Origin of the sequence: Streptococcus mitis SK575 (genome assembly GCF_000257865.1) — a bacterium.
Classification (GTDB): Bacteria; Bacillota; Bacilli; order Lactobacillales; family Streptococcaceae; genus Streptococcus; species Streptococcus mitis_CQ.
This window is the reverse complement of record NZ_AICU01000054.1, coordinates 30,285-54,443: the sequence shown is the minus strand read 5'-3', so window position 1 is coordinate 54,443 and position 24,159 is coordinate 30,285. Positions and strand designations below refer to the sequence as shown.

At 37.9% G+C, this 24,159-nt stretch carries 26 protein-coding genes, 1 pseudogene and 1 riboswitch; of the genes and pseudogenes, 5 read left to right on the top strand and 22 right to left on the bottom strand.

Annotation, left to right across the window (positions count from 1 at the left end; translation table 11 throughout):
- Positions 1 to 14: 14 nt before the first annotated feature.
- The 10 genes from HMPREF1048_RS06755 to HMPREF1048_RS06710 form a co-directional block, all read right to left on the bottom strand.
- Positions 15 to 773 (bottom strand): ABC transporter permease, encoded by a 759-nt coding sequence (locus HMPREF1048_RS06755; protein ID WP_192851475.1) that lies wholly within the window; start codon positions 771 to 773, stop codon positions 15 to 17.
- Positions 736 to 1,026 carry a thiamine-binding protein gene (locus HMPREF1048_RS06750; RefSeq protein ID WP_000647659.1) on the bottom strand — a complete coding sequence of 97 codons (291 nt, stop codon included), beginning with the start codon at positions 1,024 to 1,026 and terminating at the stop codon, positions 736 to 738. The genes HMPREF1048_RS06755 and HMPREF1048_RS06750 overlap by 38 nt, the downstream gene beginning before the upstream one ends.
- Before the next feature lie 68 nt (positions 1,027 to 1,094).
- Positions 1,095 to 1,197: riboswitch (TPP riboswitch) on the bottom strand.
- A gap of 81 nt (positions 1,198 to 1,278) precedes the next feature.
- The gene (cbpD, locus tag HMPREF1048_RS06745; protein WP_000703685.1) at positions 1,279 to 2,391 is read right to left on the bottom strand and encodes a choline binding-anchored murein hydrolase CbpD; all 1,113 of its coding nucleotides are present in this window, start codon (positions 2,389 to 2,391) and stop codon (positions 1,279 to 1,281) included.
- A gap of 89 nt (positions 2,392 to 2,480) precedes the next feature.
- Positions 2,481 to 2,747, bottom strand: a complete 267-nt coding sequence (locus tag HMPREF1048_RS06740; RefSeq protein ID WP_000128619.1) for a Veg family protein — start codon at positions 2,745 to 2,747, stop codon at positions 2,481 to 2,483.
- On the bottom strand, positions 2,744 to 4,102 hold the full coding sequence (gene dnaB, locus HMPREF1048_RS06735) for a replicative DNA helicase (RefSeq protein ID WP_000852491.1): 1,359 nt from the start codon (positions 4,100 to 4,102) through the stop codon (positions 2,744 to 2,746). Before dnaB ends, HMPREF1048_RS06740 begins: the two co-directional genes overlap by 4 nt.
- Before the next feature lie 43 nt (positions 4,103 to 4,145).
- Entirely contained in the window at positions 4,146 to 4,598 is a 453-nt protein-coding gene (rplI, locus tag HMPREF1048_RS06730) for a 50S ribosomal protein L9 (RefSeq protein WP_000864213.1), read from the bottom strand.
- On the bottom strand, positions 4,595 to 6,568 hold the full coding sequence (locus tag HMPREF1048_RS06725; RefSeq protein WP_000715141.1) for a DHH family phosphoesterase: 1,974 nt from the start codon (positions 6,566 to 6,568) through the stop codon (positions 4,595 to 4,597). Before HMPREF1048_RS06725 ends, rplI begins: the two co-directional genes overlap by 4 nt.
- Before the next feature lie 135 nt (positions 6,569 to 6,703).
- Positions 6,704 to 7,252 carry a ribosome hibernation-promoting factor, HPF/YfiA family gene (gene hpf, locus HMPREF1048_RS06720; protein ID WP_000599100.1) on the bottom strand — a complete coding sequence of 183 codons (549 nt, stop codon included), beginning with the start codon at positions 7,250 to 7,252 and terminating at the stop codon, positions 6,704 to 6,706.
- A 79-nt stretch (positions 7,253 to 7,331) separates the two neighbouring features.
- A complete protein-coding gene (locus tag HMPREF1048_RS06715; RefSeq protein ID WP_000649955.1) occupies positions 7,332 to 7,994 on the bottom strand; it encodes a ComF family protein in 663 nt (220 codons plus the stop codon).
- Entirely contained in the window at positions 7,991 to 9,289 is a 1,299-nt protein-coding gene (locus HMPREF1048_RS06710) for an ATP-dependent helicase ComFA (protein ID WP_000867721.1), read from the bottom strand. Before HMPREF1048_RS06710 ends, HMPREF1048_RS06715 begins: the two co-directional genes overlap by 4 nt.
- Positions 9,290 to 9,345: 56 nt before the next feature.
- Here HMPREF1048_RS06710 and HMPREF1048_RS06705 point away from each other — a divergent pair, with 56 nt between their 5' ends.
- The 3 genes and pseudogenes from HMPREF1048_RS06705 (at position 9,346) to cysK (ending at position 11,193) form a co-directional block, all read left to right on the top strand.
- Complete coding sequence (locus HMPREF1048_RS06705) at positions 9,346 to 9,981, top strand: YigZ family protein (protein WP_000395755.1); 636 nt, start codon at positions 9,346 to 9,348, stop codon at positions 9,979 to 9,981.
- Positions 9,982 to 10,074: 93 nt separating this feature from the next.
- A pseudogene (locus HMPREF1048_RS13435) lies at positions 10,075 to 10,170 on the top strand (PH domain-containing protein); the annotation flags it as partial.
- A 96-nt stretch (positions 10,171 to 10,266) separates the two neighbouring features.
- Positions 10,267 to 11,193 carry a cysteine synthase A gene (cysK, locus tag HMPREF1048_RS06700; protein ID WP_000029881.1) on the top strand — a complete coding sequence of 309 codons (927 nt, stop codon included), beginning with the start codon at positions 10,267 to 10,269 and terminating at the stop codon, positions 11,191 to 11,193.
- A gap of 121 nt (positions 11,194 to 11,314) precedes the next feature.
- Here the strand turns inward: cysK and tsf are convergent, their stop codons facing one another.
- From tsf to yfmF, 12 genes are all read right to left on the bottom strand, one after another.
- Positions 11,315 to 12,355, bottom strand: coding sequence for a translation elongation factor Ts (tsf, locus tag HMPREF1048_RS06695; protein ID WP_000808073.1), 1,041 nt, complete (start codon positions 12,353 to 12,355; stop codon positions 11,315 to 11,317).
- Positions 12,356 to 12,433: 78 nt separating this feature from the next.
- Positions 12,434 to 13,213 (bottom strand): 30S ribosomal protein S2, encoded by a 780-nt coding sequence (gene rpsB, locus HMPREF1048_RS06690; RefSeq protein ID WP_000268460.1) that lies wholly within the window; start codon positions 13,211 to 13,213, stop codon positions 12,434 to 12,436.
- A gap of 223 nt (positions 13,214 to 13,436) precedes the next feature.
- Positions 13,437 to 14,624 (bottom strand): peptidoglycan hydrolase PcsB, encoded by a 1,188-nt coding sequence (pcsB, locus tag HMPREF1048_RS06685; RefSeq protein ID WP_000727020.1) that lies wholly within the window; start codon positions 14,622 to 14,624, stop codon positions 13,437 to 13,439.
- Between the two features lie 93 nt (positions 14,625 to 14,717).
- Positions 14,718 to 15,212, bottom strand: coding sequence for a rod shape-determining protein MreD (gene mreD, locus HMPREF1048_RS06680; protein WP_001249451.1), 495 nt, complete (start codon positions 15,210 to 15,212; stop codon positions 14,718 to 14,720).
- On the bottom strand, positions 15,212 to 16,030 hold the full coding sequence (gene mreC, locus HMPREF1048_RS06675; protein ID WP_001078992.1) for a rod shape-determining protein MreC: 819 nt from the start codon (positions 16,028 to 16,030) through the stop codon (positions 15,212 to 15,214). Before mreC ends, mreD begins: the two co-directional genes overlap by 1 nt.
- Positions 16,031 to 16,089: 59 nt before the next feature.
- Positions 16,090 to 16,884: an energy-coupling factor transporter transmembrane component T family protein gene (locus tag HMPREF1048_RS06670; RefSeq protein ID WP_000377247.1), complete on the bottom strand. Its 795-nt coding sequence runs from the start codon at positions 16,882 to 16,884 to the stop codon at positions 16,090 to 16,092.
- Entirely contained in the window at positions 16,877 to 17,716 is an 840-nt protein-coding gene (locus HMPREF1048_RS06665; protein WP_000510422.1) for an energy-coupling factor transporter ATPase, read from the bottom strand. Before HMPREF1048_RS06665 ends, HMPREF1048_RS06670 begins: the two co-directional genes overlap by 8 nt.
- Complete coding sequence (locus HMPREF1048_RS06660) at positions 17,701 to 18,528, bottom strand: energy-coupling factor ABC transporter ATP-binding protein (protein WP_000844164.1); 828 nt, start codon at positions 18,526 to 18,528, stop codon at positions 17,701 to 17,703. Before HMPREF1048_RS06660 ends, HMPREF1048_RS06665 begins: the two co-directional genes overlap by 16 nt.
- Positions 18,525 to 19,070 (bottom strand): CDP-diacylglycerol--glycerol-3-phosphate 3-phosphatidyltransferase, encoded by a 546-nt coding sequence (gene pgsA, locus HMPREF1048_RS06655; RefSeq protein WP_000712126.1) that lies wholly within the window; start codon positions 19,068 to 19,070, stop codon positions 18,525 to 18,527. The genes HMPREF1048_RS06660 and pgsA overlap by 4 nt, the downstream gene beginning before the upstream one ends.
- A 10-nt stretch (positions 19,071 to 19,080) precedes the next feature.
- Positions 19,081 to 19,923: a cytoskeleton protein RodZ gene (rodZ, locus tag HMPREF1048_RS06650; protein ID WP_001227961.1), complete on the bottom strand. Its 843-nt coding sequence runs from the start codon at positions 19,921 to 19,923 to the stop codon at positions 19,081 to 19,083.
- Between the two features lie 41 nt (positions 19,924 to 19,964).
- Entirely contained in the window at positions 19,965 to 21,248 is a 1,284-nt protein-coding gene (yfmH, locus tag HMPREF1048_RS06645; RefSeq protein ID WP_000170227.1) for an EF-P 5-aminopentanol modification-associated protein YfmH, read from the bottom strand.
- Complete coding sequence (gene yfmF / locus HMPREF1048_RS06640) at positions 21,245 to 22,495, bottom strand: EF-P 5-aminopentanol modification-associated protein YfmF (protein WP_000424255.1); 1,251 nt, start codon at positions 22,493 to 22,495, stop codon at positions 21,245 to 21,247. The genes yfmH and yfmF overlap by 4 nt, the downstream gene beginning before the upstream one ends.
- A 158-nt stretch (positions 22,496 to 22,653) precedes the next feature.
- Between yfmF and yaaA the strand changes: the two genes are divergently transcribed.
- Both yaaA and recF read left to right on the top strand, forming a co-directional pair.
- A complete protein-coding gene (gene yaaA, locus HMPREF1048_RS06635; RefSeq protein WP_000455892.1) occupies positions 22,654 to 23,022 on the top strand; it encodes a S4 domain-containing protein YaaA in 369 nt (122 codons plus the stop codon).
- Positions 23,023 to 23,024: 2 nt separating this feature from the next.
- Complete coding sequence (gene recF, locus HMPREF1048_RS06630) at positions 23,025 to 24,122, top strand: DNA replication/repair protein RecF (RefSeq protein ID WP_004248797.1); 1,098 nt, start codon at positions 23,025 to 23,027, stop codon at positions 24,120 to 24,122.
- The last annotated feature ends 37 nt before the right edge of the window (positions 24,123 to 24,159 follow it).

The window sequence follows — 24,159 nt, the reverse complement described above, 5'->3', positions numbered from 1 at the left end:
GAAACATTCTTATTCTACGAACGTTTCCATTTAATAACATATTTTTCACTGACATCAACCAGCTTCATACCGAGAAGACTGATAATCGATACCAGAATAATAATAGCAAACATAGTATCATACTGAAACAGTTTCTTGGACTGAATCATGTAGACACCTAGTCCTTCAAAGCCTCCCAACCACTCAGATACCACTGTTGTGATAAAGGCGTAGGAGACACTGACCCTCAGACCTGCATAAAAGTAAGGCAGGCTGACTGGGATTTTAAAATGCCACAGAATTTGCCAAGGATTTGCCCGCATCAGACTAAACAAGGTCAGCATATCCTTGTCACAATGCCTAAAACCGTCCAAAATGCTGACGATGATGGGAAAGGTTGTCGTCAAGATAATCAAGACAATCTTGGGCAAAATCCCATAACCTAGCCACAAGACCAGAATAGGAGCTATGGCAATGGTCGGAATGGTCTGGACGACCACCATCATTGGGTAAATCAGGTCATTAAGCCAAGTCAAACTGTCCATAAGTACAGCCATGAGACAGGCAATCAAGACTCCCAAAACCAACCCCAGTAAAGCCACTCTCAAGGTGGCCCAGCTATGGTGCCAGAGAAATTCTCTATCACGAACAAAGGACAGAAGAATTTCAAGAGGTGTCGGCAGGATAAACTTGGGGAGAAGTTTAAGAAAACCTGCTAACTGCCAGATTGACAAGACCCCCATAAAGCCCAATAGACTAATGTGTCGTCTCAGTATACTTTTCAAGTTTCTCATCAATACTTAAAATCTCTCCTACATTTATTTTGACATTGGCAAAGACATTATCTGCCTCCTGCCCTGCCACCTCCAGCGCTTCTTTGAGAATGCGCATAAGCTCATCAAACTCCCCTTCCAAGACCGTTTCAAATGGTGTCACCACCATGGTCACTTCTTGAGCTTGTAGATAAGCAATGACCTGATCAATAACAGCAATCCGATCAATCCCCTGTGCTAGGGGTAAAACTTGCAAGGCAATGCTTGCTTTCATAAAAACCTCCTCTTCTCGTTTTCCTTTGATAAAAAGAAAAACCTTTACCATATATGGAAAAGGTCAAGAATAGACTAAGTATCGTTCCCTACGCTGGCATTACCCAGATCAGGTGCGGTCGAAGCTTAACGCTTCCTCTCAGACTGTACACAGACTCCCATATATTATATGGACATATGATAGCGCAAAATAAAAAAAATGTCAAGGAAACTGCTTACAGAAAAGAGCAGGAAAATTTCCTACTCCCATTTTCTATACTCGTTCTCCATCACTGTTTACTCTGTAGCCATCCACCGTCGTATTGACAGCTAAGGCACCTGAAGAGTAAGAATAATACCACTTACCAGACACTTGATACCAGCCTGTTTTCATTGCCCCTGAACCATCCAGATAATACCAAACCCCATTTTCCTTTAACCAACCTGTCTGCATTTCACCAGATGTTTTCAAATAATACCAGCTAGAACCATCTTTCAGCCATCCCGTTGATTTAGAACCATTTGATTTAAAATGATACCAATTACCATTTATTTTCTTCCAACCAACAGTCAGAACATCATTGGAACTACCTTCTGTTTGATTCTGCGATGACACAACCTCCTCTAACTGAATATAGCGACGACTTCCACTATAAGATATATAACTCAACCACTTATACCCATCTTTTTCAAGTACCTGATCATAATGAACACTCTCACCTGGAGAATAATATGCAATTGAAGTTGCACTAACTAAAGGTTGATTTTTTATAGCTGCCTTATTCTTAAAATAATGAGTTCCTCCTGTCGAAGAAGGTTGACTATTGAATACTTTGCTACTACTTACTACATTACCTCCCTCCAAATCTTTAAAATGAATAAATCCTGTCATCGTATTTGCTTTTATAATTCGTTTATTATAGGATCCTGTATAACCATAGTTGTATTCCTCAATTTCTATATTATCCCCCATTACATTTGAAACCCAGGCAACATGACCATATCCTCCTGCAGTAGACCAAGCAATAGATCCAATCGTTGGTACACTATCTACACGATAGCCTTCACGACGAGCACGATACCCCCATTCATTCGCATTTCCATAAGCTCCTGGAATCTCAAAACCATTGACACTACTCAAGCGAAAGGCTGCAAATGAAGTACACTGACGAGAGTACATGCGCCACTTATCAATTTCCTGACTCCCATTTTTATAGTAAGTAGGATAATCATCCCCACGCGCAATCGATCCATTTCCTCCGGAATAGGCATATACACTATCACCCGCTGCTAACATCAATCCTACTACTAAAAAGGGAACAACCTTTTTAGCTGATTTTCTGAAAGAAAATCTTGTCTCTGCTACTTTAAATGGTGAAATTTTCATTCTTCCTCCTTGAAAAATAATATAAATCGAAGATTACCTTCACTTAAACTATTCGGAGAAAAAAAGAAAAAGTGAGAAAATTTCTCACTTTAGTCAAGATAATGAATCAAATTCTTTTCTGTAAGGATATCTGAGTAAGTAAAGGATTCAACGTAAACATTAGCTTGTTTATCTCCTTCAACATTTCCAAATTCAACGATAAATAGGGATGGATAAACCTCAATTAGCTTACCCAATCTATTTTTTTGGCGCTTACGTCCATTTTCCAAAGTCATTTCAATTACATGACCCTCATGTGCCTTGATTTCTTCTTTGATTTTTTTCATCTTAGCTACATCTGTAAATGCATCTGTCATCTTATTTCCTCCCTTTTTGAAATACTTGAAAATTTATTGTATTCTTTTTGAAAAATTAATTCCACTGTTCCACGAGCTCCACTACGGTTTTTCTCAATAATAACTTCTACCTTATTATTTGGTATGCCTTCCTCTTCTTCACCACCACGCTCATAGTAGTCGTCGCGATAAAGAAAGGCTACGATATCAGCATCCTGCTCAATAGACCCAGATTCACGAATATCAGACAAGACCGGTCTCTTATCCTGACGTTGTTCTACACCACGAGACAACTGACTCAGAGCAATTACTGGAACCTTCAGTTCCTTGGCTAGGATTTTCAACTGACGTGAAATTTCTGAAACCTCTTGTTGACGATTTTCCCGACCAGTTCCCGTGATAAGCTGCAAATAGTCTATTAAAATCAAACCAAGATTTCCAGTTTCTTGAGCCAGTTTACGAGAACGAGAACGAATCTCTGTAATCCGAATCCCTGGCGTATCATCGATATAGATACTTGCATTAGCTAGATTCCCTTGAGCAATGGTATATTTTTGCCACTCCTCATCGGTCAATTGACCCGTACGGATAGAATGCGATTCCACCAAACCTTCTGCTGCCAACATACGATCCACTAGACTTTCCGCACCCATTTCAAGCGAAAAGATAGCAACCGTTTTGTCCAACTTAGTCCCAATGTTCTGAGCAATATTCAAGGCAAAGGCTGTCTTACCAACCGCCGGACGGGCTGCTAGGATAATCAACTCCTCCTCATGCAAACCAGTCGTCATATGATCCAGATCACGGTAGCCCGTCGCAATACCTGTAATATCGGTCGTTTGTTGCGAGCGAGCTTCCAGATTCCCAAAGTTGACATTCAACACATCTCGAATATTCTTAAATCCACTTCGATTTGCATTTTCACTGACATCAATCAAGCCTTTTTCTGCCTGAGCAATAATTTCATCAGCTGGTTGCGAAGCCTCGTAAGCTTGATTGACAGACTCTGTCAACTTAGCGATTAAACGACGTAGCATTGCTTTTTCTGCAACAATCTTAGCATAATACTCCGCATTAGCAGAAGTTGGCACAGAATTGACAATCTCAACCAAGTAAGACAGGCCACCAATATTCTGCAAATCACCTTGATTATCAAGAATAGTACGAACCGTTGTTGCATCTATGGCATCGCCACGATCGGATAAATCAACCATGGCTTGAAAAATCAAACGATGGGCATACTTAAAAAAGTCCCGAGACTCAATGTATTCTCGCACAAAAACAAGCTTACTCTCGTCAATAAAGATAGCCCCTAAAACGGATTGCTCAGCTAAGATATCTTGAGGTTGTACTCGTAACTCTTCTACTTCTGCCATCAGACTTCCCTTCCTTTTACAATCTTGTCAAGAAGGTGTAAACTTATCCTTCCTTCACACGAAGATTGATTACACTTGTAATATCTTGATAGATTTTCACTGGCACATCGATCAAACCAACTGCTCGAATCGGAGCTTGTACTTGGATATGACGTTTATCAATCTTAATTCCAAATTGCTTTTGCAATTCTTCTGCAATCTTCTTATTGGTAATTGAACCAAAAGTACGGCCATCTGGACCAACTTTTTCAACAAATTCTACAATAGTTTCTTCTGCTTCAAGTTGGGCTTTAATTGCTTTTGCTTCTGCAATCATCTCAGCGTGAGCTTTTTCTTCAGATTTTTGTTTACCACGAAGCTCACCTACCGCTTGAGCAGTCGCTTCTTTGGCTAGGTTCTTTTTGATAAGAAAGTTTTGTGCATACCCTGTTGGTACTTCCTTAATTTCGCCTTTTTTACCTTTTCCTTTGACATCTGCTAAAAAGATTACTTTCATTCTTCTTTCTCCTTTTCCTTTATTTCATTTAATACAATTTCTGTCAGTTTTTCACCTGCTTCTGACAAGGTTGAATCCTTAATTTGAGCTGCTGCCAAATTAAAGTGGCCTCCACCTCCCAGCTCTTCCATAATCCGTTGTACATTCAGCTTACTACGACTGCGAGCTGAGATAGAGATAAATCCTTGTGTATTCTTCGCAAGAACAAAACTCGCTTCAATACCTGACATAGCCAACATGGCATCTGCTGCCTTACTAATAACAACCGTATCATAGCATTTCGAGTCCGTAGCCTCTGCTATCAATACATCTGAACCTAATTTACGCCCCTGTAAAATCAGTTCATTGACCTCACGATATTCTTCAAAATCTGTTGCAGCGATTTCTTGGATAGCAATACTATCACTTCCTCTCGTTCTGAGATAGCTAGCAACATCAAATGTCCGACTAGTCACTCGTGAGGTGAAATTTTTAGTATCCAACATCATACCAGCCATCAAAACACTGGCCTGCATACGACTCAAACGATTTTTCTTAGAATTCTGGAACTGAATCAATTCCGTTACCAACTCACTGGCACTGCTTGCACCACTTTCGATATAAGTGATAACTGCATTGTCTGGGAAATCCTGATCCCGTCTGTGGTGATCGATGACGATGGTTTGGGTAAATAAATCATAAAAATCTTTTGATAAAGTTAAGGCTGTCTTTGAATGGTCTACAAGAATCAACAAAGAACGATTGGTCACCAAACCCATTGCCTCCTTAACAGACAACAACTTCGTAACTCCTTCTTTTTCTAAGAATGAAACAGCTCGTTCAATATCCGGCGACATTTGTTCTTCATCGTAAAGAGCATAGCTATTTTGAGTCACATTGCTGGCAAATAACTGCATACCTACAGCAGAACCCAAAGCATCCATATCCAGATTTTTGTGACCAACTACAAAAACCTGATCCACACTTCTAATTTTATCTGAAATAGCTGTCATCATAGCGCGCGTACGTGTCCTTGTACGCTTGATTGACGCCGCAGATCCACCACCAAAATAAACGGGATTTTTCGTTTCGTCATTCTCCTTGACAACCACCTGGTCGCCACCACGCACTTCAGCCAAGTTCAAATTGAGCAATGCAACTTTCCCGATTTCATCATGATTACCATCACCATAAGAAAATCCCATACTTAAGGTCAAAGGCAACTGTCTCTGTTTCGACTCTTCTCTGAAAGCATCAATAACAGAAAATTTATCGTTCATCAATCCCTCAAGCACCGTGTAGTCCGTAAATAGATAAAAGCGATCCATACTCACTCGACGGGAGAACATGGCATGCTTCCCAGCAAATTCTGAAACAAAATTGGCTACAAAACTATTGATATGACTGATATCAGACTCCGATGTTTCATCTTCTAAATCATCATAGTTGTCAACGGAAACGATCCCAATCACAGGTCGACTCGTTACTAACTCAACAGTCGCTTCGTATTCTCCAGACACATCAAAGAAGTAAAGAACTCCAGACACCTTGTCCATATGAACTGAATAGCGGGTCTCACCCAAGGTAGCATAAGAACCTGGATTTCCTACCGATGCCTTGATAATTGTTTGAATTAATGCCACATCAATCTCGCCCACTTCATTAGTCAAAATCAATTCAGCATAAGGATTAAACCATTCAACTTCACCTGACGACAAGTCTAATTTAATAACTCCGACAGGCATCTGTTCTAACAAGGTTGTCAAACTTTCTTCAGCTTGGTGGTTTACATACTGGATTTGTTCTACTTCACTCCTTGAGTAGTAGTCTCTCTGATGGATGAATAGTAAAATATATGAACCCAAAATAAGTAGCAAAAGAAATAGCGTTACCAGTGTATTCGTTACAAAAACAAGTTGCACAGATAGCACTCCGAACGCCACTATTCCTAATATTAAGGGGAAAATAGGACTTACATAAAATTTTTTCATTCCAAACCTCTTGGCACCCATTATACCATAATAACCACCAAAAAGCGACTTTTTAAAAGTGTAATCAGTAATTCTATCAATTATAAGAAAAAGGAGGTTTACAATTCAGTAAACCTTCCTTTACACATATTGAAATTAAGATTCTTTAACTTCTAACAGTCCAATCTCACCATCTTCACGACGATAAATCACATTAGTTGTTTGATCTTCAACATCCACATAGATAAAGAAATCATGTCCCAACAAATCCATCTGTAGAATAGCTTCTTCCAAATCCATTGGTTTTAAATCAATTTGTTTTGAACGAACAACTCTAGACTGGACAACATTTGGATCTTCCACCAAAGCATCTGTAAATAATTGACTAGTTGCTACCTTGTTTTTATTTTTACGCTCGATTTTTGTTTTATTTTTACGAATCTGACGTTCAATTTTATCGGTTACAAGGTCAATTGAACCATACATATCTTGAGACACATCTTCTGCACGAAGAGTAATTGATCCAAGTGGAATCGTTACTTCCACTTTAGCAGTTTTTTCACGATACACCTTCAAGTTAACTCGAGCATCCAACTCTTGTTCAGCTTGAAAATACTTTTCGATCTTTTCGAGTTTAGAAACTACATAATCACGAATTGCTTCTGTTACTTCTAGGTTTTCACCACGGATACTATATTTAATCATATGAGTACCTTCTTTCTAAACATTTTTGTTTTTCTGATTTCATTATAACGCTTTCATTTTATTTTTGCAAATTTTTTCCTCATCTTACAAGGGAAAATGTTTTTACATCCTCAGCACCAACCTCTTCCAGTAGTTTCTTCACACGATTTATAGTTGTTCCAGTAGTGTAAATATCATCTATAAGTAGGATTTTTTTAGGAATAGTGACTCCACTTTTAATAAAGAAAGGAAATTCTGTCTCCAAACGCTCTGAGCGACTTTTAGAAGAACTAGCTCGCTCTTCTCTCTTTTCTAATAAATCCAGATACGCAAAGCCTGCTGCATCAACTAAACCTTCAACCTGATTAAATCCTCTATCAGCATATCTATCAGGACTTAGGGGAATTACAACAAATTGATACTCTTTGTACTTTTTTAACTCCTCACTTAAAAATGAAGCGAACACTTTTCTTAAAAGAAAGTCTCCATCAAACTTATACCGACTGAAAAAATCCTTCATAGCTTGATTGTAAGTAAAAATCGCTCTATGACTGACCTCAACTCCTTCTTTACACCAAAATTGACAATTTTGACACTTCGTTGACAAACCTGTTTTCATACAGTTTGAACAGTTCTCTTCTCCAATCCTCTCAAAAGTAGAGTCACAGTCTGAACAAAGACAAGAGTCATCATTTTTCAGAAGTAAGAGACTACTAAAAGTTAAAACGGCCTTCATAGTCTGCCCACACAATAAGCACTTCATAGCCCCGCCTCCTTATTCATCTGCTGAATTTCCTTAATTGCCTTCTTGATTGAAGTATTTAACCCATCATGGAAAAAAAGCAAATCTCCTGTCGGTCTGTCCATACTCCGACCGACACGGCCTCCAATCTGTATTAAACTAGACTTGGTAAACAGACGATGATTGGCCTCTACTACGAAAACATCCACACAAGGAAAGGTAACTCCACGCTCCAATATTGTCGTACTGATAAGTATTGTCAGTTCTCCATCTCGAAAAGCTTGCACCTGCTCTAATCGATCTTCCGTAACTGAAGACACAAAACCAATTTTCTCATGCGGAAATTCCTTCTGTAAGACTTCTTTTAATTGCTCCCCTTTCTTAATTTCTGAAGCAAAAATGAGTAACGGATAAGCTGTCTTTCTCTGATTCTTAATATAAGTCTTTAACTTTGGTGATAACCGACTTTTCTCTAAACAGTGATTAAAATCTGATAACCAGACAGGTTTAGGAATAATCAAAGGATTCCCATGGAATCGTCTAGGTAAGCTCAGTCTTTTTAATTCTCCTAAACGAACCTTCCTATCTAACTCATCTGTCGAAGTCGCTGTTAAAAAGATTCTCAGCCCATTCTCCTTTACACTATTCTTGACAGCATGGTAAAGCGTGGGATTGTCAACATAAGGAAAGGCATCTACTTCATCCACTATCAGCAAATCAAAAGCTTGATAAAACTTCAATAACTGATGGGTCGTCGCAACAACTAGTGGTGTTCGAAAATACGGCTCTGATTCTCCGTGTAGTAAAGATATCTCGCAAGCAAAATCATCTTGCAGGCGCTTGTACAGCTCCAAACAAACATCTATGCGAGGACTGGCCAAACACACTGCACCACCCCTATTAATCACCTTAGCCACAACTTGATAAATCATTTCTGTCTTTCCAGCCCCTGTCACCGCATGAACTAAAGTTGGCTCCTGCTTGTCTACTGCTTGAATCAGTCCCTCTGACACCTTCTCTTGAAAAGGAGTTAATTGACCACGCCATTTAAGAACATCTTGCTTCGGAAAATCCTCCTGCGGAAAATAGTATAAAGCTTGATCACTCCTGACTCGCTTCATCAGCAAGCACTCTCGACAATAGTAAGCACCGATGGGCAAATACCATTCCTCTGGAATAATACTATTACAACGTTGACAGAAAAGTTTCCCCTTCTCCTTTCTCATTGCTGGAAATTTCTCCGCCAACTGACGTTCCTCTTCTGTTAATTCATTCTCAGTAAACAAACGACCGAGATAATTTGGATTTACTTTCATACTTCTTTATTCGTAAAAACCTAGCGCTTTAGATGATTTTTTAGTACAATTAAATCATGGAATTTAGAACAATTAAAGAGGACGGACAAGTCCAAGAAGAAATCAAAAAATCCCGCTTTATCTGTCATGCCAAGCGTGTTTATAGCGAAGAAGAGGCTCGTGACTTCATTACCACCATCAAAAAAGAACACTACAAAGCGACGCATAACTGCTCTGCCTTCATTATTGGGGAACGTAGTGAAATCAAACGTACAAGTGATGATGGTGAGCCCAGTGGTACTGCTGGCGTTCCCATGCTAGGGGTACTAGAAAATCACAATCTTACTAATGTCTGTGTGGTAGTGACACGCTACTTTGGTGGCATTAAACTAGGTGCTGGAGGACTGATTCGTGCTTACGCCGGCAGTGTCGCCTTAGCTGTCAAAGAAATTGGCATCATTGAAATAAAGGAACAAGCTGGCATTACTATTCAAATGTCTTACGCTCAGTATCAAGAGTACAGTAACTTCCTTAAAGAACATAATCTCATGGAACTGGATACAAACTTTACAGATCAAGTCGATACGATGATTTATGTTGATAAAGAAGAAAAAGAAACTATTAAAGCTTCACTTGTGGAATTTTTTAATGGAAAAGTCACTTTAACTGATCAAGGTTTACGCGAAGTTGAGGTTTCTGTAAACCTAGTGTAAATAATAGATAATACAGTGTTTCACTGATATTTTCACTGCTACTTTAATTAGCAACATAAAAAGATGCTTGCCAAGACCTACTAGAAAATGATTCAATTAAAAAAGAAAACAGATATCGTTCCACTTTATACATATTTACTAGAATTAGCCTATCACAATCGCTTAAAAATTAATGGCTTAGACCTGTGATATAAAAAAATCCTATCACTTCGATAGGATTTCTATATTTTACAAATGGTATAGATAGCGTTATACTAGAGATATCTTATACAAAGAGGTATTCATATGTCTATTTATAACAACATTACTGAACTAATCGGTCAAACTCCGATTGTTAAACTCAACAACATTGTGCCAGAAGGTGCTGCAGATGTCTATGTAAAACTTGAAGCATTTAACCCTGGTTCTTCTGTAAAAGACCGTATTGCTCTTAGCATGATTGAAAAAGCTGAACAAGACGGTATTCTGAAACCTGGTTCTACTATTGTTGAAGCAACAAGTGGAAACACTGGTATTGGACTTTCATGGGTAGGGGCTGCTAAAGGGTATAAAGTTGTTATCGTTATGCCTGAAACTATGAGTGTGGAACGACGTAAGATTATCCAAGCCTATGGTGCTGAACTCGTCCTCACTCCTGGTAGCGAAGGAATGAAAGGTGCTATTGCTAAGGCTCAAGAAATCGCTGCTGAACGTGATGGTTTCCTTCCTCTTCAATTTGACAACCCAGCTAATCCAGAAGTACACGAAAGAACAACAGGAGCTGAGATACTAGCTGCTTTCGGTAAAGATGGATTAGATGCCTTTGTTGCTGGAGTTGGTACCGGTGGAACGATTTCTGGTGTTTCTCATGCACTCAAATCAGCAAATTCAAACATTCAAGTTTATGCAGTGGAAGCTGATGAATCTGCTATTCTATCTGGTGAAAAACCTGGTCCTCACAAAATTCAAGGTATATCAGCTGGATTTATTCCTGATACACTTGATACAAAGGCTTATGATGGTATCGTTCGTGTAACGTCAGACGATGCTCTAGCACTAGGCCGTGAAATTGGTGGAAAAGAAGGTTTCCTTGTAGGGATTTCTTCAGCTGCAGCTATCTACGGAGCCATCGAGATTGCCAAAAAATTAGGTACAGGTAAAAAAGTCCTTGCTCTAGCACCAGATAACGGTGAACGTTATCTCTCTACAGCACTCTATGAATTTGAAGTTTAGTCTCCTAAATACAATTGGCCCTTATTATAGGGCTTTTTATTTTTACCTTGAAAATAGGAAGCTCTCCCTATAGGGATCGACTGCATAGAAAAAAGGAAGCAAATTTACTTCCTTTCTATAATTAGTTATTCAAGGCTGCTGCCATTGTAGCTGCAACTTCAGCTTCAAAGTCGTTTGCAGCTTTTTCGATTCCTTCACCAACTTCAAAGCGAGCGAACTCAACTACTGAAGCGTTAACTGATTCAAGGTAGGCTTCAACTGTCTTGCTATCATCCATGATGTAAACTTGTGCAAGAAGTGTGTAAGCTTGGTCAACTTTAGTGTTGTCAAGCATGAAGCGATCCATTTTACCTGGGATAATTTTGTCCCAGATTTTTTCTGGTTTGCCTTCTGCAACCAACTCAGCTTTGATATCAGCTTCAGCTTGAGCAATCACTTCATCAGTCAATTGAGATTTTGATCCATACTTCAAGTGTGGTAGAGCTGGTTTGTTAACCATTGCACGGCTTTCGTTATCTTGGTCGATAACGTGGTTCAATTGTGCCAACTCATCTTTAACGAATTGTTCATCCAATTCTTTGTAAGAAAGAACTGTTGGTTTCATCGCTGCGATGTGCATTGACAATTGTTTAGCAAGTGCTTCGTCTCCACCTTCAACAACTGAAATAACACCGATACGTCCACCGTTATGTTGGTAAGCACCAAAGTGTTGTGCGTCTGTTTTTTCAATCAATGCAAAGCGACGGAATGAGATTTTTTCTCCGATAGTTGCTGTTGCAGATACGTATGCAGCTTCAAGGGTTTCACCTGAAGGCATTGTCAAAGCAAGAGCTTCTTCATTGTTAGCAGGTTTTCCTTCAGCAATAACTTTAGCTGTGGTATTTACCAATTCAACGAATTGAGCGTTTTTCGCAACGAAGTCAGTTTCAGCGTTTACTTCAATAACTGCTGCAACATTACCGTTAACGTAAACACCAGTCAAACCTTCTGCAGCAACACGGTCAGCCTTCTTAGCTGCCTTAGCCATACCTTTTTCACGAAGCAATTCAATCGCTTTTTCGATGTCACCGTCTGTTTCTACAAGCGCTTTTTTAGCGTCCATAACTCCGGCACCAGATTTTTCACGCAACTCTTTTACAAGTTTAGCTGTAATTTCTGCCATTTTGATTCTCCTATATTTTTTAAAAATAGGAGAGCCGGGCTAAGCCCCGCCCTCCTAGGTAATTACTATTTATATGAATTAAGCGTTGTCGCCTTCTACAACTTCAACGATTTCTTCAATTGAATCTGCTTGAGCTTCTGAAGCTGTAAATTCTGCTTCAACTGCTGCTGCATCTTCACCTTGACGTCCTTCGATGATAGCGTCAGCCAATTTAGCTGTGATCAATTTAACAGCGCGGATAGCATCATCGTTAGCTGGGATGATTACATCGATATCATCTGGATCAGTGTTTGTGTCAACCATCGCTACAACTGGAATTCCCAATTTTTTAGCTTCTTTAACAGCGATTTGCTCTTTATGTGGGTCAACTACGTACATAACATCTGGGATACGAGGCATATCTTCGATACCACCCAAGAATTTTTCAAGACGTGCACGTTGTTTATTAAGAAGTGCAACTTCTTTCTTAGGAAGAACTTCGAAAGTTCCATCTTCTTCCATACGTTTGATTTCTTTCAAACGAGCGATACGTTTTTGGATTGTTCCCCAGTTTGTAAGAGTTCCACCCAACCAACGGTGGTTAATAAAGTATTGACCTGAACGTACTGCTTCTTCAGCAACTGCATCAGCTGCTTGTTTCTTAGTACCAACGAACAATACAACTGCATCGTTAGCTGCTGCATCACGCATGAAGTCGTATGCTTGGTCAGCGTATTTTACAGTTTGTTGCAAGTCGATAACGTGGATTCCGTTACGCTCTGTAAAGATGTATTTAGCCATCTTAGGGTTCCAGCGACGAGTTTGGTGACCAAAGTGTACACCAGCCTCAAGAAGTTGTTTCATTGAAATTACTGCCATGAGTATTTCTCCTTTTTGTTTTTTTCCTCTTCTCGACTTCAACTTGCAAAACGACCCAAGAGCAACTGTTTCACAATTCATCAAGAATGAGTATTATCGTTCACACGACAAGTTTCATTTTACCATACTTTTTCAATATTTTCAAGCTATTTTGATATAATTTTTAATAGAGATTATCACAGTAAAACCTGAAAAGAGGGCTCTATTCGAGTCCCTCTGTAAATTAATCTGCATAAATATATGTTACAAAACCTGAAGACGTAGTTGTCGGATTGAACCACCCACGATGATTTCCAAGCGTGCGATTACCAGCATAATTTGATTCTGAAACTTGGATACGTGTTGTTGATTCTACAGCAGTGACTACCGCTACGTGTCCATAGCCACCATCATTCCAACATGCAATCGCACCAACTTGAGGTGTTGAACCTGTACGGAATCCTGCAGCAGCTGCACTTGTAGCCCACTGCGCTCCATTACCCCAATAGTCTCCAGCCCAAGGTGCTAATGTTTTAACTCCCCATGTACATTCTCCAATTGGATAGCTTGAAGCATTTGTACTGTATGTTGGGCGTTGTTTTACTGCCACAGGAGTATATGTTGCTGATTCCGAAGAAGCTACAGCTTGAACCTGTGCTGCAAAAGTTGTATTTCCAGAAGCAACAACTGTTTGTTGTTGACTTACTTGTTTTGCCTTGTAAGCTGCTTCTGCCTCTGCTGCTGCTTTTGCTGCTACTTCTGCTTCTGCTTTTTTCTCTAGCAAACTTGCTTTTTCATCTTCTGCTGTAGCTTTTTCAGCAGCAAGATTTAATTCTGCAGCCTTCAACTCAGCTTGTTTCGTTGTTAAAGCTTGCGCATCATCAGACAATTTCTGTTGATTTGCAATTACTGTATTAATTGCGTCATTGTTTGCCACTTGCTTCTCAGAAATTGCTTTTTTATCTGCTTTTTGTTGTTCCAACATTTTGTTGTTAGCAGATACGATTTCATTCATTGCTGCTACACGTGAAATAGCTTCTGTAATTGATTTTGAGTTTACAATCGTATTGATGTAGCTAGTTGCAGCTCCATTTGTTTGAGCACTACGAGCTTGCTTTTCCAAAGAATCATTACGAGACACAATATTTTTAGAAAGTTCTGTAATCTCACTCTCAAGTTTTTTGGATTCTGCTTGTAATCTATCATTTTCAGCTTGCAAGTTAGATTGCTCAGCTTGAATAGCTGATACTTGCTCCTGAATTTGGTCAACTTGTTTTTGGGCTTCTTGTTGTTGTGCTGTTAAGTTACTAATTTTATTATCTTGAGCAGCAATTTTGTCATCAGTAGTTTCTGCATGCGCAGTTGTTAAAACAGCTACTTGAGAAACCATTACTGTACTTAATAAAAGTGACGCTAAGATTTTTTTCTTCATATTACGTAGATACTCCTTCTTTTAAAGACAATACTAGTATACCAAAAAAAGGCCTAATGAATATTACGCCTTTGTTACATTTTTGTTTCTTTCTTATAGATAATATCTTTCAAAAATAAACTGAAAAATAAGCATCCACACAAGATTTAAAATCATGGATGGTACTAGGCTATAAACGATAAAAATCGGCAGACTATCTAGAGTTAAACCTACCACTAATGCAAAGAGATAAGTTCCCATATCAAATAGAAAACTCATAACAATCATAGCCAAGATTCTCGTCCAACGATTCAATAAAATAACACTATTCAATTTATGAAGAAAGGCTCCCAATAAGATAAATAAGAGAGTTGCAATCCCTATTAGATGGAAAAAGTAAACATCGTAAACCAAGCCTATCACAAAACAATAGACTAGGTAGAGATACTCTGACACTTCTATCGTCTCAAATAAGAGAAATAGAAAAAGAAAATGACTAGCCAAATGTACATGGGGGAAAAATGAGCCCAGAAGCTGGCTAATATGGGCATCAATTAGAACAAAGAAAGGAAGCAATAAAAATACTCCAACTCGCTTCAACTGTCTCATTATGAATTCCCCACTAATTCTATCACATCCACATTATGAGTATCTGCACTCAATTTAACAGTTACTTCTCGTGTCAAATAGTCTGTACTATGCGTTGTGGCAACCACTTCACCAACAGGAATATCCGCAACGTTAAAGTTTCCTAATCCACCCGTTGTCACCTTATCGCCTGTACTAATATCGCTATTGCTATTTAATTGGCTAATTTTAAGAACTTCATTTTCCTTGTCGTAGCCAACAATAATTCCATAAATTGTGGTAGTGCCGTGTTGAATTTTAACAGAAATCTTATCAGCATTTTCCGTATTAGTCAGAAGGTTGACTATAGTAGAGTTCTCCTCTACTTTTGAAACACTCCCAATCAAGCCACCATTTGCAATAGCTAACATGTTCTCAGAAGCCCCTTTTGATTTACCTACATCTAAGGTCAATTCCTGCTTCCAAGATACCGGAGAACGCATAATAACATCTGCTGCCAAAGTCTTTGTAGCTTGCAACTTGGACTTCATACCAAGCAATTGACGCAATTGTTCATTTTCTGTCTTTAAACTTTCCGCCTCATTTGATTTAACTTCTAATTGGTAAATCTGTTTCTTCAAACTTTCATTTTCATTATATGTTCGTGTCAAATGAGCCAAATCTGATTTGACAGAATCAAACCACCGAAAAGGTTTTTGCACAACTCTATCAACCAATGAGATTCCATCTCCTAATTTTGTCACAATTGTACTTGAATAAGTCGTCGCTAAGAGAGCTGAGACAAGCAGAACAGTGACAAAAACAATAATGACATATTTTGATTTTTTAAAACGGTTCATATCCCTACCTTTATATCAAAAACTGTTACAGTAACTTTTTTATCAATTCCTGAAAGCTACTAAGATTTTAAGAAAAATAAGCAACAACCAAGTATGATAATAACAAGAATGGTCAGCGTATCCTTTCGAGTCCATTTCAGTTGTCTGTATTGACTTCTGCCTTTCCCTCCCTGATAACCGCGCGCTTCCATAGCAATAGCCAAGGAATCCGCACGTTTTAAACTTGTCGCAAAAAGAGGAATCAAAATGGGAATCATAGCCTTCACCTTTTGAACAATGCTTCCTTCACCAAAATCCACTCCACGCGCTTTCTGTGCGTTCATAATCCGCGTTGTATCATCCATTAAGGTCGGAACAAAACGCAAACTCATAGATAGCATCAATCCAATTTCATGAACTGGAACTTTCACACGCTTTAAAGGTGCTAATAAAGCCTCGACAGCTGATGCCAAACTTAAGGGCATGGTAGTTAAGGTTAACAAAGTTGAAAAGAAAATAATCAATACGAAGCGACAAAAAATAATCCCAGCTTGTTGCAAAGCATAATCCGTGATTCTCACAAACGAAAACTCAAATAAAACATTCCCATTAGAAATGAAAAATAGTTGAAAAATAGTTGTAAAGGCAATCAAGAAAAACATAGACTTCAAGCCCTGAATAAAAAATGAAAGAGATACTCCTGACAAGGCAATAAATATCCCTGTCGCTATAAAAAGAATTAGATTCGTCAAGGGATTATTAGCCCAAAAAACGATTAAAATCAGTAACATCATAGCAAGCAATTTGCTACGTGGATCCAATCGGTGAACAATCGAATCCCCTGGGATATAACGCCCCAAAATTATACTATCCATTTAGCGACTCCTTGAACTCCTCTATCTTAATCGGTAATCGTTTAAATGACACGCCTCTATCAGCCAATCGTTTACAAAAGGCTGTAATTTTAGGTACTCCCAACTGCACTTCTTCCATAAAGACAACATCTTGAAAGACATCACTTGGTTTACCACCCTTAACTAAACGTCCCTTTTCCATCACATAGACTTGATTTGCATATTCAGCAACATCATCCATCAAATGCGTTACCAAGACAATGGTCATCCCTGACTGGTGGAGTTTTTTGAACAAATTCATCAGCTCTTTTCTTCCCAGGGGATCTAGGCCTGCTGTGGGTTCATCTAAGACTAATATGGCTGGTTCTATGGCAAGTATGCCTGCAATGGCGACACGTCTCATTTGTCCACCTGACAACTCAAACGGACTACGATTAAAAAGTGATTCATCAATTCCAACCAAAGCCAGTTTCTCACGCGCAATCTGCTCCGCATCTTCTTCAGAAACTCCAAAATTTTGCGGTCCAAAAGCAACATCTTTCAAAATCGTTTCTTCAAAAATCTGATTTTCAGCAAACTGAAATACCAAACCAACCTGTTTTCTAATTTGACGAATGTCTTTATTTTTAGAAGTCGAGGTGATTAAGGTATCAAAGACCCGCACACTCCCTTGACTTGGCACCAATAAACCATTTAAGAGTTGCAAAATAGTTGATTTACCGCTACCTGTATGCCCAATTAAAGCCGTATAAGAACCATCTTCAATCGTCAAAGAAACATCCGACAAAGCTGTTGAAGCTAAGGGAGTACCTTCTTGATATGTAAAACTCACATTTTCTAGAGCAATTCCCATAGCTTATCCTCTAGCTCACTTTCTGTCAAATAATTTTCAGGCAAATCATAGCCATTCTGGCTCAAAGAATGTTTTAATTGATTGGCAAAAGGATTGTCTAATCCAATTTGATCTAAATCATTTCGAGAGAAAAGATCTCTTGGACTACTAGTTGATTCAATTGACCCTTTTTTCATGACCAATACACGATCACTCATGGCAACTTCTTCCAAATCATGTGTAATGGAAATGACCGTCATATCATAGTCTTTCCGAATTCCTTTTACTGTCTCAATCAGTTCTCTACGACCCTCAGGATCCAACATACTAGTTGCTTCATCTAGAATTAAAATAGCTGGTCTTAGGGCTACAACACCTGCAATAGCTACACGTTGCTTTTGGCCACCCGATAGACGCGCTGGTTCTCTCTTTTTAAAGTCCAACATGCCAACTAAAGCCAGAGCTTCCTCCACTCTCTTTTTCATTTCTTGACGAGAAAGGCCCTGATTTTCCAAACCAAAGGCAACATCATCCTCAACAGTCGCTCCAACAAATTGATTATCTGGATTTTGAAAAACCATACCGATTTGACGACGTATACTCCAAACATTCTCCTCAGTCAGCCGTTGGCCATCAATTGCAATCTCTCCGGATTCTGCTTCCAGTAAGCCATCAATTAAGCGAACCGTCGTTGATTTACCACTACCATTATGCCCTACAATCGAAAGCCATTCCCCACGTTTCACGTGAAACGTAATATCCTTCACATCATAGTATTCTTGACTTTCCTTATAACGAAAAGAAAGATTTTTTACATCAACTACTGATTTCATTTCGAACCAAATGTCCCTTTAAATACATAGGCACTACCCTTGAAATAATCATAGCCAGAATAGATAGTGAAAAATAAGGCTACATAAAGTAGAACTTGACCAAGCAAAGTCCAATGTAATAGCAAGAAAATAATCGCAAACATCTGACTAAAAGTTTTAATTTTTCCAGGCATTGCCGCTGCTAAAACCGTTCCACCAGTTTCAACCAATAAAAGCCTTAAACCTGTCACAGCCAACTCACGACAGATAATCACTGCAACAATCCAAGCCGGAGCCATACCTAACTCAATCAGCATAATAAAAGCCGACATAACTAGTAACTTATCCGCCATAGGATCTGCAAATTTACCAAAATTACTGACCACATTCCATTTACGAGCTAAATATCCATCTAAATAGTCGGTAATACTGGCAACAGCAAAGATAATAGCTGCCACTATATGACTATCTATCGAATTTCCTATCGTTAAAATAAAGATAAAAATAGGTATAAAGAGAATTCGACCTATTGTTAAGAGATTGGGAATTTGTTCTTTTTTCATTCGTTTTTCCTTAATTTTTAGTAAAGGTTACAGTGATTTGTCCAGTCTGAGCTGTTAATTTCGATAAATCAACAGTCTGATTATCTACTGTCAAAGCAACACCTTTTACAACACCTAACGTAATTGTTACAGGACTTTTAGTTGCAACTGTTGCTTCTGCATTTTTCTTCTCTGGCGATAAGGTTACACCGCCCTCAAGTTCGCTTTCTGAAACGCTGACCCAACTTGTAACATCTGAAACTGCCAATTGCAATTTAACTGTTTCCTTACTTGTCTTATAAGCGATTTCTACATGATTTCCTTCACCTGATACACTTATAGTTGATTCTACACTAGAAGAACTGCTAGATGAACTACTACTTGAAGAGTGGGGAACAGAGCTAGTTGAACTCATTGAACTTGTTGATTGAACCACACTGTAATTAGAAAGAGAAGGCCCCTCTGGTTGAGTTTGAATATAGTTCCAAACATAATAGGTCACAAAAATTAAAATCGATAAAGCAAAAAGGATAAAATAAAATAAAGGTAAAAAGGATGTTTTTTTCTTCTTTTTCTTACTTGAACGTCTACGACCTGTCAACTCATCTTCATCAACATCTACTTCCTCATAAGTAATCATACTCCCAGAATCATAAGCATCCAAAACAATTTGATCATCTAACTCAACAGCCCATGCATATTTTTTCAAGAAAGAACGCGTGTAAAAAGGACTTGGAAGTTGATCGAAATCGTCTGCTTCCATTGCTTCCAACATATCTAACTGGATTTCTGTCTTTTTCTGCAATTCATCTAAACTCAATCCCTGATTGATTCTAGCTAATCGTAAAACCTCACCAATTGTTTTTTTCCTCATACTTGTCATCCCTTCTTTCTAGTGTCTATTATGATAGGTTACTACGATGGGAATATTGTAAAATCAACTATATTCCCTTCATCTATTAAGTGATGTCCAGCATCAAGGACATCCTCTAAAGTAATTTCCTGTAAAATTTTCGGCAAATCAAAAATTGTCTCACCATGTTCAAAAGCATCATATTGCGTTGCAATAAATTCAAGAGAGTTCATGCTACTGAAAAATTCTCCAAACATCTCTCTTTTTATAATATCTAAATGATCCTCTGTAATATCTAAATCCTTTGTAAAATTACGAATGGCCTTCCTAAATTGATGAGATAAAGCAACTGGCTCCTTCGTATCCATTGTCAACATAACAAAATGAAAACGACTTGTTACTTCAATTTCAAGAGATAAGGAAGCATCTATTTTACCTGATTCATATAACTTTTGAAAACGATCCGAAGTCCAACCAAACATCATTGCAAACAATAATTTTAATAAAACATGATGTCGATAGCAATCCGCCTCAGCAATTTCTCGATTACCTCTAATCCCAATCGCTAGTTTAGGAGAAGATACTTCCATTCTCATACTGTCTGCTTGCTTTACAGCCTGTAAAACAAACTTTTCTCTTGCTAAATCCTGAACATCTAAATCTTTCAGTTCTTTTCTTTCAAAATAGTCCTGTACTCGCTCCACATCAAAATTACCAACTAAAAACAGAGACATGTTTACAGGTTTGTAAAATCTTGTAAAATTTTCTTGCAAATTAGTTAGATTGATTTGGGAAATGGACTCCTCACTTCCAACTATATCAGTTGCTAAAGGTGTGCCAGGATACAAATTCGCTAAAGTTGAAAAGAATAAACACGAATCTGGGTCATCTTGATACATTTCTCGTTCTTGCTGAATAATATCCTGCTCTCTTAAAATGGAATCTTCAGTAAAATGTGCTGATGTTACCAATTCATCAAGTAAGTCTAAATTTTCTAAAAAATGATCCGTTGCTGAAAAAAGATAGCTTGTTTTTGTAAAGCTTGTAAAGGCATTACTATCTGCACCTAGACTAGTAAAAGCTGACATCAAATCGCTAGCATCTTCTCTCTCAAACAATTTATGTTCAAGAAAATGAGCAATTCCTCCAGGATATTCTTTTACATCTCCGTCAACTTCTGTGACAAGCGTATCTACCGAACCAAACTGTACAGTTACACTCCCGTAAACCTCTTTAAATTCCTTTTTAGGCAAAAGAGCAATTGTCAACCCATTTGACAACCTTGTCCGATAAACCTTTTCTTTTACAGCTGGATAGTACCTTTCTTCAAAAACAACCTTTGTCATTCTATTCCTTCCATAAAGTAAATTGCTTGTAGTTTCACATTATTAGCTGCTCTACAAATAGCATCTTTGTCAACTTGCTCGAGTTTTGCAATCCAACCTTTAAAGTCTGCTGAAGATTTTCCAAGTAATGCATTTTGATAAGCACGTTCAATCAATGAACTTTGATTATCTTGAGAAAGTAACAAAGACCGACGAATCATTTCCTTGGTCTGCTCTAACTCAAGCTCTGTAAAATATCCTTTTTTTAAATCAAGCAGTTGATTATTCATCATTTTACGAGCCTGGTTTCGATTTTCTCGATCGATACCAGCATACATCCTCAAGAATCCACAAAACAAATCAAGCTGACTTGAAATAGTATAAGCTAATCCAGCATTTTCACGGACATTTGTAAATAGCTTAGAATGAGCAAATCCGCCCAGTAAACCATTCATTACAATCATGGGTAAATGTTGCTCATCACCATATTCACCAGAGCAATGATAGCCTAACTCTAAAATAGACTGTCCCACATTTTTCCGAACCATACCTTCCTGAAGGATATTGGAATAAGGTTGACAATACTGAACCTTCACATCTCCTTTTCGACCTTTAAAGACAAATGATTCTAATACATTTTGAATTTCGATCTCATTAAAATCACCTAGGAAAAAGAAATCTATTCGATCATTGGCCAAAAATTCTTGGAAACAAGAATAAGAACTTTGTGGAGTTTCAGCTAAAATACGATTTCGTAAATCACTATATTCCAATTGGAGACATTCATCATGAAAAAATAATTTATCCAATTCTTTATGTGCGAAATAAAAAGAATCATCCATATCAGCTGCTAAACTTGCTAGCAATTGTTTTTTCTCAATTTCAAATAAGGCCGAATCAAACCCATTATCAAATACTACGGGTGAAAAAAGAGTTTCTTTTACAAGTTCCAAAACCTGAGAAGTTAGCACATTTTTCCTACTTAAAAACTCATCACGAACATAGGTAAATGTCAATTCTACAATGTGACTTTGCCCTCTTCTGAAACAATTGGTTGATATATCTGTACCGTATAGACTGGCCAAATGTCTTCTCAAATCTTGAGAAGTGGGGTACATCTGATTAGCAGTCTCTAGCATACTCGCAGTCAACATGCGACCTACAATCGTATCGAGGGATAATGGAGCGGTAAAACGCACGGCGATTTTGTTCGTTTTAAACTTTTTTGATTGGATAAAATGTGTTGAAATTCCATGCACTAACTCCATGATTTACCTCCTTATATACAGACTTCTATTATATCACGAAAACCTGAAATTTTCTTGTTCTCTGTAACACTTTTGAAATAAAAATCGCTTACATTACTCCTTGTTTCTCTCACTATTTTTAGGAAAATATGGTATAATACCAAAGATTGAGGTGAATTATGGAATACAAATTATTTGAAGAATTTATTACCCTCCAAGCACTACTCAAAGAACTTGGAATTACACATAGCGGAGGAGCTATCAAATCATTTCTCTCTGAACATTCTGTTTACTTTAATGGGGAATTAGAAAATCGTCGTGGTAAAAAACTTCGTATTGGTGATAAAGTTGACATCCCTGACATGAATATTGACATCTTGTTGACACAACCTACTTCTGAAGAACAGGATGAATACCAAGATGATAAAGTTGAAAAAGAACGAATCGCTAAACTTGTCAAGGAGATGAATAAGGGAGTAAAAAAAGACAACTCTAAACCTACTTCATCACCAAAAAGTAAACAAGCTCCACGATTTCCTGGTAGATAATCATGTGGCTACAACACCTATCTCTCAAAACTTTTCGTAACTACAAAGAGACGAAAATAGACTTTAATCCTAAATTAAATGTCTTTTTAGGACACAATGCACAAGGAAAAACAAACATGTTAGAGGCTATCTATTTTTTAGCCTTAACTCGTAGTCATCGAACTCGAACAGATAAAAATCTCATTCATTTTGATGGGGAACAACTTCATCTTTCAGGTCTCGTTCAGAAAAAAACTGGATCTATTCCCCTCGAAATAGAACTAACACAAAAAGGCCGTGTGACAAAAGTTAATCATTTAAAACAGGCACGCCTTTCAGATTATGTAGGACACATGAATGTTGTCTTATTTGCTCCTGAAGATTTACAACTAATTAAAGGAGCACCTTCGGTTCGACGAAAATTCATTGATATGGAGCTTGGGCAAATTAAGCCAATCTATTTAGCAGATTTAACCAATTATAACCACATCCTAAAACAAAGGAACACTTATCTAAAATCAGCTCAAAAAATAGATGAAACATTCCTTTCTGTGTTGGATGATCAACTAGTTGATTATGGATGTCGTGTAATGAATCACCGCTTAGATTTCATAAAAAAACTAGAATCATTTGGTCGTAAGAAACATTTTGAACTTTCTAATCAGATTGAAGAGTTGTCAATATCCTATCAATCTTCTGTCAATATAACTGACAAAGAAGACTTATCCGAATCTTTCAAAATTGCTTTAGAAAAAAGTAGGTCCAGAGATTTATTTAAAAAGAACACTGGTGTTGGTCCTCATCGGGATGACATTTCTTTTTATATAAATAGAATGGATGCTAGTTTCGGAAGTCAAGGCCAACATCGTAGTCTCGTCCTCTCGATAAAATTAGCAGAAATCGAGTTAATGGAAAGCATTACTACAGAATCTCCAATATTACTGCTTGACGATGTTATGAGCGAACTTGACAACACTAGACAACTAAAATTATTAGAAACGATTTCTCATTCAATCCAAACCTTTATCACAACAACAAGCTTAGATCATCTTCAAAATATACCAGAAAATCTAAGTATCTTCACTATTCAGGATGGTAAAGTTACTGTAAATGAAAATTGACAACATTGTAAAAGAACTCCTGTTTTTACTGGAGTTC